Consider the following 13,008-nt stretch of genomic DNA (forward strand, 5'->3'; position numbering starts at 1 on the left):
AACCCGCGCGCGCCTGCACCAAATCAAACCGCTCTGCGCCGTGTAACTCTCGGTCGATCGTGGTGGTGTGCTTACCCCGACCACTCCCCGCACACCACCCAGATCCGTCGTCCCGAGAACATCCGCTCGCGAATTCGCCATCCGCTACGGCAATTGCTGCAGCGGATGGCGAACAACGTAGCGGATCGCTCTAGCGGCCGGCGGTGCCCGCGATGTTCTCGAGCATGCCGCGGAAGATGATGCCGTGGAAGGGAACCAGCGCGTACCAGTAGAGACGACCGGCGACTCCGCGCGGGAAGAAGATCGCCCGCTGGTGCACGCGCGACCGGCCCGACTCCAGCGGATCGACCCGCCACTCGAGCCACGCTCCGCCGGGTGCCCGCATCTCCGCGCGCAGGCGCAGCAGCGTCGGACGTTCGATCCGTTCGACGCGCCAGAAGTCCAGGGCGTCACCGGTATGCAGGGTTTTCGGGTCGCGGCGACCGCGGTGGAGTCCGACGCCGCCGACGAACCGGTCGAGCCAGCCGCGGATGGTCCACGCCAACGGGAAGGAATACCAACCGTTCTCGCCGCCGATGCTCTCGACGACGGCGAACACCTTCTCCTGGGACGAATCCGACTCGAGTGACCGCTCGTCGGTGAAGACCACCTCGCCGGCCCAGTCCGGGTCGGACGGAAGCGGATCGGCGGGTGCGCCGACCGGTGATGCGTTCGTCCACGTCGTCTCGACCTCTCCCCGTTCGATACGGCCGAGGGCGAGCCGGACCGCGTCGCGGTAGCCGGTGAGGCCGGATTCCGGTGGGGGGATGATCGAGTCGACGTCATGGTTGCGCATTACCGCGTCGGTCGACAGCGATTCGAGGAGCGCGCGACCGAGAGGCGGAGGAATCGGCGTGACCAGACCGATCCACAAACCGGCGAGCTTCGGTGTGAGGACGGGCAGGACGAGGATCCGGCGTTTCGTCAGACCGGCGACCTCCGAGTACTGCTGCATCATCTCGCCGTACCGCAGGACGTCGGGCCCACCGATGTCGTAGGTGCCACTGCGGGGGAGGGGAGCATCTGCGGCAGCGAGCAGATAGTGCAGGACGTCGCGCACCGCGATGGGCTGGATCCGGTTGTTCACCCAGCGTGGGGTCGTCATGACGGGGAGCCGGTTGCTCAGATGGCGGATCATCTCGAACGACGCCGAACCCGAACCGATCACGACGCCGGCCTGCAGCACGAGCGTCGGAACACCGGAATCCGTCAGGATACGTCCGACCTGGGCCCGTGAATACAGGTGCGGTGAGAGATCACCCGACTCCGGGTGCAGCCCACCGAGGTACACGATGCGGGAGACGCCGTGGTCGCGTGCCGCGTCGGCGACGTTCTGCGCCGCTCGCTTCTCCGCGTCGACGAACTCGTCGCGACCACCCATCGAATGCACCAGGTAGTACACGACGTCGATGTCGCGGCATGCCGCGCGCAGCGATTCGGCGTCGTCGAGGTCGCCACGGACGATCTCGACGTCGTCGGCCCACGGCACGTCGCGCAATTTGTCGGGGCTGCGCGCGAGCACCCGTACCCGGTAACCCGCCTCGAGCAGGCGCGGAGCGAGCCGGCCGCCGATGTAGCCGGTCGCTCCGGTGACCAGGACACGCTTTCCGCTCACGGTTCCTCCAGGATGTGGCCGAGTTGGTGGCGCAGCGACGCTTCGAGATCGGGACGCCGGAACCGGTGCCCGGCGTCGATCAGCGCCTTCGGGACGACGAACTGATCGGCCTGGGCGACCTCGCGTGCACCCTCGTCGCCGAGCAGCAACCGGGGGCCGAAACCGGGGACGGGCAGCAGTGCGGGCCGGTGCAGCACCGACGCCAGTACCCGGGTGTACTCCTCGTTGCGCACCGGCTGCGGTGCAACGGCGTTCACCGGTCCGGTCAGGCCGGGGTCGGTGAGGGCACGGTGGTAGACCTCGAGGAGGTCGTCGATGTCGATCCAGGAGAACCACTGCCGGCCGTCGCCGATCCGGCCACCGAGACCGCTCGCGAACAGCGGCCGCATCAACTGGAGCGTTCCGCCGCGGGGTGTCTGGACGATGCCGGTGCGCACGTGCACGACCCGCATGCCCTTCTTCTCCGCGGGATGTGCCGCGGCCTCCCAATCGGAGACGACGTCGGCGAGGAAACCCGTTCCACGTGATGCGTTCTCGTCGAGCGGTGTGTCTCCTCGGTCGTAACCGTAGAGGCCGATCGCGGACGCGGAGACGAAGGTCGCGGGACCGTTGGGTGTGGTCGCGGCGAGTTCGGCGAGTCGGCGTGTCGGTTCGATGCGGCTGTCGCGGATCGCGGCCTTGTGGGAGTCGGTGAACCGTCCCGCGATCGACGCGCCCGCGAGGTGGACGACGGCGTCGACGCCTTCGAGTAGGTCGGGCGCCGGATCCTGAGGGTCCCAGCATCGTTCGTCGGTGCGCTGCGGTTTCCGGCGCACCAGGCGGACTACCTGGTAGCCACCCGTGGACAGGAAGGCCGTCAGGGCAGTACCCACGAGTCCGCTCGATCCGGTCACCGCGATCGTCCCGGGTCGGATGCCCTGCGCGTGCGACCAGCGGTGGCTCGCGAGATCGTCGGCGAGCTGGCGGTGCCGGTAACGGAAGGTCTGGGTGAGGAAACAGCCCGGTACCGGCGTGTCGACGCGATCGGTGACGCGGGTGCGGAATTCGTCGACGACGTCGAAGCGGTGTTCGTGGCGCCACGAGCCGATGACGGTGGCGGGGCGCGACAACAGGCCGTCGTGGGAGAGTTCGTCCACGAAACGTGCTGGCGGGTCGTAATCCTCGGGTCTGTGCCGGGAGATCCAGCGCAGACCGCCGGGGAGACCGAGGACGGCCGTACCGGATTCGAGGGAGTCGGCCTCGGCGACGACGTTCATCGGCTGCCAGGGCGGGATCAGGCGGAGGATGGCGCCGGGCCGGGAGTGCCAGTCGAACACCTCGTCACGCGGTGCGTCGACGACGCTCGAGAATTCGATGCCCATGCCCTGCCTCCTGTTTGCAGTGATGCTCACCCGGTGGTGACGGCGCCGGGGCGCCCGGTGGTGACGGCGCCGGGGCGGACTCCTGCACCGTATCCACTCAAGCAGGAAGGACGCTGATCAGAAAGGTGTATGCGTCGACGAGCGGGTTGTGGATGGCCATGAAAGCTGCCTCGACGAGAGCGCGCACTGCGATGTCCTTTCGTTGGGTGTACGGCGAACAGGTTGTCCGTCCAGAAGTTGTTCGGAGCACCGCCACGACCGGATGGGTCGTTTCGCCGTCTTCTTCATCGGGGTGAGCGAATCCGCTCGTATCTGTCCAGAGCGACGCGGCGTTCGTGTGCGTGATCGACGACCGGTTCCGGGTATCCGTCCGGAGGGCCGTCGGGCAGGCTGTGCACACGAGCGCCGTCGATGCTCCGCAGTTCGGGTACCCATCTGCGTACGTATTCACCCGTCGGATCGAACTTCTCGCCCTGCCGGGTCGGATTGAACACCCGGAAGTAGGGAGCGGCGTCGGTGCCGCTGCCCGCCGTCCACTGCCAATTGTGTTGGTTGGAGGCCAGATCGCCGTCCACCAGATGCTTCATGAAATGTCGCGCCCCACGCCACCACGGCAGGTGCAGGTCCTTCGTCAGGAACGACGCGACGATCATCCGCACCCGGTTGTGCATGACGCCCTCTGCGAGGAGCTGCCGCATCCCGGCGTCCACGATCGGGAATCCCGTGCGGCCCTCGCACCACGCGGCGAACAGGGCGTCGGCGTCGGGTCCGGAATCGTAGGTGATGGCGTCGAAGTCGCTGTTGTAGTTGGTCCGGGCGGTCTCGGGCCGCTGGAACAGGACGTCGGCGTAGAAGTCGCGCCACGCCAGTTCGCTGCGGAAGGTGACGGCCCCCTCGTCCGACCGGTTCCTCATGTCGTGCAGCAGGGTCCGCGGATGGATGCAGCCGAACTTCAGATAGGGCGACAGGCCGCTCGTGCCGTCGTAGGCCGGCCGGTCACGGTCGGTGGCGTACCGCTCGAGACCGTCGTCGAGGAATTCGCGCCATCGCTCCAGTGCGGCCGCCTCTCCGGGGGGAGGTGTGGGTTCGTCGCCGGCTTCGGGAATCGGCACGCGTGTGGAGCAGCCGCTCGGGTCGACCCAGTCGGCGGTGTCCGGTCCGGTTGCCGCGGGTGTGTGCCATCCGTGGTCGTTCCAGGCGCGGCGGAAGGCCGAGAACACCTTGTATGCAGTGCCGTCGGGTTTCGTTATGCGGCCCGGCGTGACGGCATACGGCGAGCCGGTGGCCACCAGCGGGACGTCGCCGAGCGCTTCGGCGACCGCTCGGTCGCGTCGCGTGCCGTAGGGACCGTGGTCGGAACTGATGTGGACCGCGGCCGCATCGAACTCGGCGGCGACTTGCGGCACCAGCACCATCGGGTCTCCCTGGACGACGAGCAGGCGCCCGCCGAGATCCCGGTCGAGGGCTTGCAGGCATCCCATGAGGAAGTCGCGCCGGCGGGCACCGGACGGGCGGAGCAGTGCGTCGTCGAGGACGAACAGGGCGAGGACGTCGTCGGCGGCCTCGGTGGCCGAGAGCAGGGTGGGCAGATCGTTCAGTCGGAGATCACGACGGAACCAGATGATGCTGGGGCGGGCCATGGATCCAGTGTCGGGGACAATGGGTGCCATGTCCGACGCATTCGATGTACCGATCCGTGACGAGTCGATCCGGCTCGGTCAGTTCCTCAAGCTCGCAAGCCTCATCGAGTCGGGTGCGGAGGCCAAGGAAGTGATCGCCGACGGCCTGGTGTCGGTCAACGGTGAGGTGGAGGTGCGTCGCGGCCGTCAGCTGAAGGTGGGCGACGTGGTGGAGATCGCCGGGGCGAGCGCGCGGGTCGCGCACGAATAGCGGGTCGACCCGCGCGCTCGGCTGATCAGTTCTCGACGCGGACGACGACGCCGTCGGAGTCGCTGTAGACGATCTCGCCCGGGTTGAACGTCACGCCGCCGATCTCGACGGGCACGTTCTTCTCGCCGGAGCCGGTCTGGGTGCTCTTGCGCGGGTTGGTGCCGAGGGCCTTGATGCCGATGTCGAGTGTGCGCAGGATGGCGGAGTCGCGGACCGCGCCGTTGACGATGACCCCGGCCCAGCCGTTGTCGACACCGCGACCGGCGATGATGTCACCGACGAGCGCGGTGTGGATGCTGCCACCGCCGTCGACGACGAGCACGCCGCCGTTGCCCGGCTCGGAGAGGGTCTGCTTGACGAGCAGGTTGTCCTGGAAGCAGCGGATGGTGGTGATGGGGCCGACGAACTCGGTGCGGCCGCCGAACTGGATGAACTGCGTGTCGCAGCTGCGGATGTCCGGGCCGATCTCGTCGGCGAGGTCTGCTGTGGCTGTGAAGGCAGGGGTGTCACTCATGGTGCGAGGATAAGCGGACACGCTGCCCCGCACCGTGGGAGGTCCGGTCAGGACGCGCGACCGAAACGGCGTTCGTAGTCCTCTCGTTCGCGGGCGGCGCGGGCGCGTGCCTTCGCGCTGAGCAGTTCCGGATCGAGACCGTGCTGCTGGAGACGGTGCCGCTGCCAGATGGGCATCAACGCCACCGAGAAGTAGACCCATGGCAGCAGCAGCAACAGCATCATCGCGATCGGGATCCACACCGGCCCCGGGATCAGCAGGAACAGCAGGAGCAGCGGGATGATCGGCAGGTTCCATCGCAGCAGGTAGCGGCGTGTTCCGCCGGGGCCCAGGACGTCGTCGCGTACCCACTCCCGCATCTCGGGCGGTAGCGCGCGACCGAACATGTAGCCGATCCGCTGCAGGAAATTCGGTCGTGCACTACTCATCATGAGACCCAGGATAGGCCGTCACCTTTCGTAGAGGCCTGCCAGCCTGTCGGCGAAGTTGTCGACGACGACCTTCCTGCGCAGCTTCATGCTCGGCGTCAGATCACCCGATTCGACCGACAGTTCACGCTCGATGATCGTGAACTTCTTGATCTGCTCCCACCGGTTGAGCTGCAGGTTCAGCTCGTCGATGTATCCGGAGATCAGATCGTGGGTCTTGTCGTGCCGTGCGATGTCCTCGAACGATCCGCTCACACCGTTCTTGTTCGCCCACTCGCCGACGGATTCCGGATCGAGCGCCACCAGCGCCACGCAGTAGGGCTTGCCCTCGCCGTAGACGACGATCTCCGACGCGTACGGGCACATGCCTTTGAAGGTCGCTGCCAGCGACGACGGGGCGACGTACTTGCCCTGCGACGTCTTGAACATGTCCTTCTTGCGGTCGGTGATGCGCAGGTAGCCCTCGTCGTCGAGGCTGCCGATGTCGCCGGTGTGGAACCATCCGTCGTCGGAGAGCGACTCGGCGGTCGCGTCGGGCCGGTTGTGGTAGCCGGTCATCACACCGGGGCCGCGGACGAGCACCTCGCCGTCCTCCGCGATGCGGACCTCCGTGCCCGGGACGGGCCAGCCGACCGTGCCGATGCGGTTGGCGTAGGGACGGTTGACGAACGTCGCCGCAGAGGTCTCGGTGAGTCCGTAACCCTCGAGGACGGGGATGCCGACGGCGTCGAACCATTCGCCGACCTCGGGGTTGAGCGCCGCCGAACCGGAGATGAAGAACCGCAGGTGACCGCCGAAGCGTTCGCGGATGGTGGAGAAGACCAGCTTGTCGGCGAGGCCGTGCTGCAGTTTGTCCAGCAGTCCGGGCGACCTGCCGGCCTGCTTCGCCTTCGACACCTTCCGGCCCACGCCTACGGCCCAGTCGAAGATCTTCTTCTTGGCGCCGCCTTCCTCCTCCATCATTCCCTCGACGCGCGCGTGGGCCTTCTCGAAGATGCGCGGGGCCGCACCCATGAAGGTCGGGCGGACCACCGCGAGGTTCTCGACGATCTTGTCGACACGTCCGTCCACCGCGGTGGGGAAGCCGATCTGCAGAGGGAGGGTGAGCAGCACCTTGCCGAAGACGTGCGACAGCGGCAGCCACAGATACTGCAGGTCGTCGGAGCTGAGCATGTGCAGCGCGTCGATGGCGGCGGCCTCGTAGGTCCACGCCGAGTGCGGCAGGCGCACGCCCTTCGGCTTGCCGGTGGTACCCGAGGTGTAGATGAGGGTGGCCAGGTGCTCGGCCCTGATGCTGTGGATGCGGTTGAGCACCGCTCCGGAGTCCTCGGCGAGCAGGCCACGGCCCAGGTCGGCGAGCTCGTCGAAATTGATGACCCAATCACCGTCGCCGGTGCCCTCGACGACCACGACCTTCGCCACCTCGGGCAGATCGCTGCGGTGGCTCACGAGCTTCTCGACCTGCCCGGCGTCCTCGGCGATGACGATCCGGCTGCCGGAGTCGGCGACGATGAACGCGACGTCGTCGGCGTGGGTGGTGGGGTAGACGGTGGTGGTCGCGGCGCCCGCGCACATGACGGCGAGGTCGCCGAGCACCCATTCGTAGCGGGTGGACGACGCGAGGGCCACGCGGTCCTCGGCCTCGATACCCAGGGAGATCAAGCCGGCCGCGAGCAGTCGTACCCGATCCCCGGTCTGTTCCCAGGTGACCGACGTCCAGCCGTCCTTCCCGTCGGGGTAGCGGAAGGCCTCGGCGTCGGGTGTGGCGGCCACTCGATCGAGCAACAGGCGGGCGACCGAGGGGGCCCGTTCGTCGATGACCGCTCGGTCGACCTTTTCCTCGGAGACGCGCGTCGTTGTCGTCATATGTCGAAGTCTAGGTAGCGGAACCGTCCTTCTGGTGAATATAAGTAGGAACTTATATAGTTGGTTCATGCACGGGTTCGAGGTCCTCGCAGATCCGGTTCGCCGCCGCATTCTCGAACTGCTCGCGGGCGGTCCGCAGGTGGCCGGTGAAATCGTCGCGGCGATCGGCCGGGAGTTCTCGATCTCCCAGCCGGCGGTCTCGCAACATCTCAAGATCCTGCGCGACCAGCGGTTCGCCGCCGTCCACAAGGACGGCACCCGCCGCTACTACGAACTCGATCCCGAGGTCCTCGTCGAACTCGAGGACTGGCTCGCGGGTCTGCATACGCAGGTATTCGCGGCGCTGGACGCCCTGGAGACCGAGATCGCGCGCGGCAAGCGTGAGCGGCGGAGCCGCGACGCCGCCCCGCCCGCGCTCCGTGCTTCCGACGAGAGAAGGAAATCCTCATGAAGAACGTGATCACGAGCAACGAGACGAGTCGCCGCACGGTCGGTCGTCGCACCGTCGAGGGCCACGAGGCCAAGGTTGTCACGATCTCGCGCAGCTACCGCACGAGCGCCGAGGACCTGTGGGAGGCGTGCACCGACCCGCAGCGCATCCCCCGCTGGTTCCTGCCCGTCGAGGGCGACCTCGAGGTCGGTGGCCGGTACCAGCTCCAGGGCAACGCCGGCGGTGAGGTCCTCACCTGCGAACCGCCCCGGACGTTCAGGGCCACCTGGGAATTCGCTGGTCGCGTGAGCTGGATCGAGGTGTCGGTCCTGCCCGAACCGGGAGACCGGGCGCGCCTGGAACTGACGCACATCGCCCACCCCGACGAGCACTGGGAGCAGTACGGTCCGGGCGCAGTCGGTATCGGCTGGGACCAGGCGCTTCTCGGACTCGGACTGCACATCGAATCGGGAGAAACGGTGGATCCGAAGGAATTCGAGACCTGGTCGATGTCCGAGAAAGGTCTGCAGTTCGTCCGCGACAGCAGCGAAGGCTGGTGCGAGGCCGAGATCGCCGCGGGCGAGGACCCCGAACAGGCACGCGCAGCCGCCGAGCGGACGAGTGCGTTCTACACGGGCGAATAGAACGGGCTCACGCTGCGTCTCCGACGCACGGGGTCAGGCCGGGACTCCGACGCCGATCACGTCGAGGTCGTTGCCGATGACGAGGCGCCCGTCGAATCCGGCGCCACATCCTTCCCAGGTGGAATCGGGCCGATTGCCCGGGACCATGTGCGGGAGCACCGGGGTTCCCACGCCGGCTTCCTGGGCGATCGGGCCGATCCTCGATGAGGGTGGCGTGCCGGATCTGCTCGGCGCCCATGACGGCGGGGACGTCCTCGGCCTGCTGTTCGATCGTGGGCACGTGGTCGACGGGATCGGAGAGCCCGAAACCGCGGCGCTGGAAGAAGACGGCGCGCGAACAGGTGGCGAGGCGTTCGAAGAGCGAGTGCATGTACGGATCGGTTTACAACAGGTCCAGACGCATCTGGACCTCGAAGAACCACACGACGTCGGTGGGGCCGGTTCCGGCCACCCCGTAGGCCGGATTGTGACCATCGCGGGGTAGATACCGGGTCACGGGCGGATCCATCAGTCCGGACTATCGGGGTAGAAATGGAAGAGGTCGTGTTCTGATGAGGAGGACGGCGGTGTAGAGCTCGCTGAGTCGGGCAATACGGTCGGCGGATCCGCGGGGTTACGAACTCGATGGAGAAGGGATGAACCCATGACACGTGCGTCGGAAGCGGGCGATCTCGGGCGGCGTATGGCCCAGCTCGCTCGCGGCTTCTACCATCCGGCCGATCTCGACGAGACCCTGCGCGGCGTGACCGCGGCCGCGGTCGAACTGGTGGAGGGGGCCGACTGCGCCGACGTCCTCATCGTGACCGGAAGGAAGCATTTCCGCTCTCTCGCCGCGACGTCGGAACTCGCCGAGCATCTCGACGACGTCCAGGAACAGTTCGGGGAAGGTCCGTGCCTCGATGCGAGCTTCAAATATCTCGTGGTGCGCTCCGAAGACCTGCGGACGGAGACCCGCTGGCCGCGTTTCGCGAAGGCCGCGGTGGACGCGGGTGTACTCAGTGCCTTGTCGTTCCAGCTGTATCTCGATCAGGAGAGCATGGGAGCGCTGAACATGTTCTCTGCGAAAGCCGAGGCGTTCGGTCCTCCGGCGGAGGCGACCGCCGAGGTCCTGGCCGCTCATGCCGCGATGGCGATGAGCGCGGCCCGCAGTCGGGGACAGTTCGCGTCCGCCCTGGCGACCCGCGACATCATCGGGCAGGCCAAGGGCATGATCATGGAGCGTTTCGGTATCGATGCCGTTGCGGCCTTCGAACTGTTGCGCCGGCTCTCGCAGGACAGCAACGTCCCCCTCGCGGAGGTCGCTCAGGGGATCGTCGAAGCAGGTCCCGAGCGACGCGACGATCGGGAGACGGGCCTCGACGCCACGCCTGTGTGACAGCACACACGCACCCGGGTAAGTTTAGTGAAACTGCAAGTACTACTCACCGGTAGGGGTGCAACATGCCAGCTCCGAGCGCTGCGACCTTCCAGCGTCTTGCCGACCTCATCGCGATCCCCGACGCCGCCGAGCGGACCACCCGCCCCGTCGTCGAGGCGTTCACCGGCCGGGAGCTGGCCACCGTGCCGGTCGGCACGGCCGAGGACGCGAAGGCCGCGATCGACCGGGCCCGCATCGCGCAGGTCGCGTGGGCGAAGCTGCCCGTCGAGAAGCGCGCCGCGATCATGCACCGCTACCGCGAGCTCGTGCTGTCCCGACGCGAGCAGCTCATGGACATGGCGCAGGCCGAGACCGGCAAGTCCCGTGTCTCCGCGCAAGAAGAGGTGCTCGACATCTCGATGACCGCGCGGTTCTACGCGCGCGTCGCACCGAAGCTCCTGCGCCCCCGCAAGGCCACGGGCATGCTGCCGGTCCTGACGAAGACCACCGTCCTGCACCATCCCAAGGGCGTCGTCGGCGTGATCGCGCCGTGGAACTACCCGATGACGCTGGCCGTCTCCGACGCGATCCCCGCCCTGCTCGCCGGCAACAGCGTGGTGCTCAAGCCCGACAGCCAGACGCCCTACTGCGCGCTCGCCGTCGTCGAACTCCTCTACGAGGCCGGGGTCCCCCGCGACGTCTTCGCCGTGGTCACCGGTCCCGGCACCGTGGTGGGCACCGCCATCGTCGAAAGCACCGACTACCTGATGTTCACGGGTTCGTCGGAGACGGGACGTCTGCTCGCCGAGCAGGCCGGCCGGCGCCTGATCGGGTTCTCCGCCGAACTCGGTGGCAAGAACCCCATGATCGTCACCTCCGGGGTGAACCTGCGCGAGGTCACCGACGCCGCCGTGCGGGCATGCTTCTCGAACTCCGGGCAGCTGTGCATCTCGATCGAGCGGATCTACGTCGAGAAGTCGATCGCCCCCGAGTTCATCCGGATGTTCGGGGCACGGGTGCGCGAGATGTCGCTCGGTCCCGACTACGACTTCGGTACCGAGATGGGCTGCCTCATCAGCGAGAGCCAGGTCAAGACGGTGACCCGGCACATCGAGGACGCCGTCGCCAAGGGCGCGACCGTCGTCGCCGGCGGGAAGACGCGGCCCGACCTCGGACCGCTGTTCTTCGAACCCACCGTGCTCACCGACGTGCCCGAGGACGCCGAGTGCTACCGGAACGAGACGTTCGGCCCGGTGGTGTCGATCTATCCGGTGGAGAATGTCGAAGAAGCGATCCGCGAGGCCAACGACACCGAGTACGGGCTCAACGCATCGGTGTGGGGCGCGACGAAGGCGCAGGGCGAGGCCATCGCCGCGCGGGTGCGTGCCGGCACGGTGAACGTCGACGAGGGATACGCCCCGGCATGGGGCAGCACCGACGCACCGATGGGCGGTATGGGCATCTCCGGCATGGGACGCCGCCACGGCGCGGAGGGCCTGTACAAGTACACCGAAGCGCAGACGATCGCGACGACGCGCCTGCTCAATCTCGACGGCCCGCGCGGACTTCCGCGGCGGGTGTGGGCGAAGGTGCTCGCCCCCTTCGTCAAGTCGATGCAGTGGCTGCCGGGTCGCTAGGAGCCGGATCGCTCTTCCACGCGATGGTGGTCGCGAGGGGTTTCTCGACGACGAGGCACAGCAGGACCCCGGCGACCACCACGAGCGGCGCAATGTACAGGTAGATCGGCACGAGCGCGTCGTTGTACGCCTCGAGAACCGGAATTCTGCACGATCAGCACGAGAAGCTGCATGGACGTGCCGAATCCGATGCCGAGCACGGCGAACCAGCAGCCCAGCACCCAGATCGGGGTGTCCGCGCCGAGGGTCGACAGGAGCACCAGCCGATCGCGGGTTCGGCGACGCGTCGTTCCACCGCGACGAACAGCACCGCACCGGCCGCCGTAGCGGCGATCAGCGCGTGCGTGTAGAAACCTCCGCTTGTTCTGCGATGGTCTCGACGGTGATGTCGGACAGGTGGGTGTAAGGCCGCGCATACTGATCGCCATGTCCTCGACCAGGATGGTGAACGGAGTGCTGGGAATACCGCTCACCACCCCCACGGCGACCGCGGTGTTCGCGATCCTCACGGTCATCGGTCTGATCGTGTTGCTCCTCCGCCGCTACCGGGTGTGGTTCGCACACGGAGTACCCCTCGCAGTAACCGCCGCCCTCGGCTCGACGGTGGTAGCCGCGCTCCTGATCGAGAAGGTGTGGAAACCGTTCCCGGATCGTCTGCCGTGGGCGGTGTACGGGTGGGCGGCAACGGCACTGCTCGCCGTCTCCCTACTGATCGGACGATGGTTCGTGCGACGTCGCGACCGGGCCCGACCACTCGTCGCGACGGCACTCGTGGTGTCTGCGGTACTCGTCGTGATCTCCGCCGCGGGCCGGATCGACGCGGTCTACGACGCCTATCCCACCGTTCGGACTGTTCTCGGAATCAGCGACTACCGGACCGTCCCCTTCGACGACCCCTCCCTCCGGGCATCGCAGACCGTGCCGGTGGAGGACTGGTCGGCGTCGGACGATCTGCCTGCGACCGGTGCCGAAGGGCTGCGTCGAGGGCGGCGGGCAGCATGGTTCCTCTCGGTCGGAGGACACATCGTGCTGATCGTCGTGGCCGCCGCGAGCACGATCGTCCGCGTGACCGAACAGGACGAGACCCGCTCCCTGTTGTACGGAATCCACCGGCACAGCTCCGTATCCATGGAACTCGCGCCACTCCTCGCGCTGGTCTCCGTGCTCGCCCTGTTACTGCTGACCCGCACCCTGTTCGATGTCCGTGCACCGTAGGGAACCTATCGC

At 67.4% G+C, this 13,008-nt stretch carries 14 protein-coding genes; 7 read left to right on the plus strand and 7 right to left on the minus strand.

Annotated elements, in window-relative coordinates; genetic code table 11:
- Nucleotides 1–190: 190 nt before the first annotated feature.
- The 3 genes from A5767_RS20685 to A5767_RS20695 form a co-directional block, all read right to left on the minus strand.
- Nucleotides 191–1,654 carry an SDR family oxidoreductase gene (locus A5767_RS20685; RefSeq protein ID WP_064853056.1) on the minus strand — a complete coding sequence of 488 codons (1,464 nt, stop codon included), beginning with the start codon at nucleotides 1,652–1,654 and terminating at the stop codon, nucleotides 191–193.
- On the minus strand, nucleotides 1,651–3,015 hold the full coding sequence (locus tag A5767_RS20690) for a TIGR01777 family oxidoreductase (RefSeq protein WP_064853057.1): 1,365 nt from the start codon (nucleotides 3,013–3,015) through the stop codon (nucleotides 1,651–1,653). The genes A5767_RS20685 and A5767_RS20690 overlap by 4 nt, the downstream gene beginning before the upstream one ends.
- Nucleotides 3,016–3,299: 284 nt before the next feature.
- Nucleotides 3,300–4,655, minus strand: coding sequence for a cryptochrome/photolyase family protein (locus A5767_RS20695; RefSeq protein ID WP_064853058.1), 1,356 nt, complete (start codon nucleotides 4,653–4,655; stop codon nucleotides 3,300–3,302).
- Nucleotides 4,656–4,683: 28 nt separating this feature from the next.
- Between A5767_RS20695 and A5767_RS20700 the strand changes: the two genes are divergently transcribed.
- Nucleotides 4,684–4,905: an RNA-binding S4 domain-containing protein gene (locus A5767_RS20700; protein WP_006553353.1), complete on the plus strand. Its 222-nt coding sequence runs from the start codon at nucleotides 4,684–4,686 to the stop codon at nucleotides 4,903–4,905.
- 25 nt (nucleotides 4,906–4,930) lie between these two features.
- Here the strand turns inward: A5767_RS20700 and rraA are convergent, their stop codons facing one another.
- Genes rraA through A5767_RS20715 form a run of 3 tightly spaced genes read right to left on the minus strand, consistent with a single transcriptional unit; the run spans nucleotide 4,931 to nucleotide 7,713 of the window.
- Nucleotides 4,931–5,419 (minus strand): ribonuclease E activity regulator RraA, encoded by a 489-nt coding sequence (gene rraA, locus A5767_RS20705; protein WP_006553355.1) that lies wholly within the window; start codon nucleotides 5,417–5,419, stop codon nucleotides 4,931–4,933.
- A gap of 47 nt (nucleotides 5,420–5,466) precedes the next feature.
- Complete coding sequence (locus tag A5767_RS20710) at nucleotides 5,467–5,850, minus strand: DUF5313 family protein (RefSeq protein WP_006553356.1); 384 nt, start codon at nucleotides 5,848–5,850, stop codon at nucleotides 5,467–5,469.
- A gap of 18 nt (nucleotides 5,851–5,868) precedes the next feature.
- The gene (locus A5767_RS20715; RefSeq protein ID WP_006553357.1) at nucleotides 5,869–7,713 is read right to left on the minus strand and encodes an AMP-dependent synthetase/ligase; all 1,845 of its coding nucleotides are present in this window, start codon (nucleotides 7,711–7,713) and stop codon (nucleotides 5,869–5,871) included.
- Between the two features lie 67 nt (nucleotides 7,714–7,780).
- Between A5767_RS20715 and A5767_RS20720 the strand changes: the two genes are divergently transcribed.
- Nucleotides 7,781–8,164 carry an ArsR/SmtB family transcription factor gene (locus A5767_RS20720; protein ID WP_064853059.1) on the plus strand — a complete coding sequence of 128 codons (384 nt, stop codon included), beginning with the start codon at nucleotides 7,781–7,783 and terminating at the stop codon, nucleotides 8,162–8,164.
- Nucleotides 8,161–8,787: an SRPBCC family protein gene (locus tag A5767_RS20725; RefSeq protein WP_064853060.1), complete on the plus strand. Its 627-nt coding sequence runs from the start codon at nucleotides 8,161–8,163 to the stop codon at nucleotides 8,785–8,787. Before A5767_RS20720 ends, A5767_RS20725 begins: the two co-directional genes overlap by 4 nt.
- 33 nt (nucleotides 8,788–8,820) lie before the next feature.
- Here the strand turns inward: A5767_RS20725 and A5767_RS23210 are convergent, their stop codons facing one another.
- Entirely contained in the window at nucleotides 8,821–8,958 is a 138-nt protein-coding gene (locus tag A5767_RS23210) for a hypothetical protein (protein ID WP_197483282.1), read from the minus strand.
- A 43-nt stretch (nucleotides 8,959–9,001) separates the two neighbouring features.
- Between A5767_RS23210 and A5767_RS23475 the strand changes: the two genes are divergently transcribed.
- From A5767_RS23475 to A5767_RS23480, 4 genes are all read left to right on the plus strand, one after another.
- Nucleotides 9,002–9,271, plus strand: coding sequence for a hypothetical protein (locus A5767_RS23475; RefSeq protein ID WP_197483283.1), 270 nt, complete (start codon nucleotides 9,002–9,004; stop codon nucleotides 9,269–9,271).
- Between the two features lie 159 nt (nucleotides 9,272–9,430).
- Nucleotides 9,431–10,162 carry a GAF and ANTAR domain-containing protein gene (locus A5767_RS20730; protein WP_006553361.1) on the plus strand — a complete coding sequence of 244 codons (732 nt, stop codon included), beginning with the start codon at nucleotides 9,431–9,433 and terminating at the stop codon, nucleotides 10,160–10,162.
- Nucleotides 10,163–10,227: 65 nt separating this feature from the next.
- Nucleotides 10,228–11,781, plus strand: a complete 1,554-nt coding sequence (locus A5767_RS20735; protein ID WP_006553362.1) for a succinic semialdehyde dehydrogenase — start codon at nucleotides 10,228–10,230, stop codon at nucleotides 11,779–11,781.
- Between the two features lie 426 nt (nucleotides 11,782–12,207).
- On the plus strand, nucleotides 12,208–12,996 hold the full coding sequence (locus tag A5767_RS23480; RefSeq protein WP_231913242.1) for a hypothetical protein: 789 nt from the start codon (nucleotides 12,208–12,210) through the stop codon (nucleotides 12,994–12,996).
- The last annotated feature ends 12 nt before the right edge of the window (nucleotides 12,997–13,008 follow it).

Origin of the sequence: Rhodococcus sp. 852002-51564_SCH6189132-a (assembly GCF_001665495.1) — a bacterium.
GTDB classification, from domain to species: Bacteria; Actinomycetota; Actinomycetes; order Mycobacteriales; family Mycobacteriaceae; genus Rhodococcus; species Rhodococcus pyridinivorans.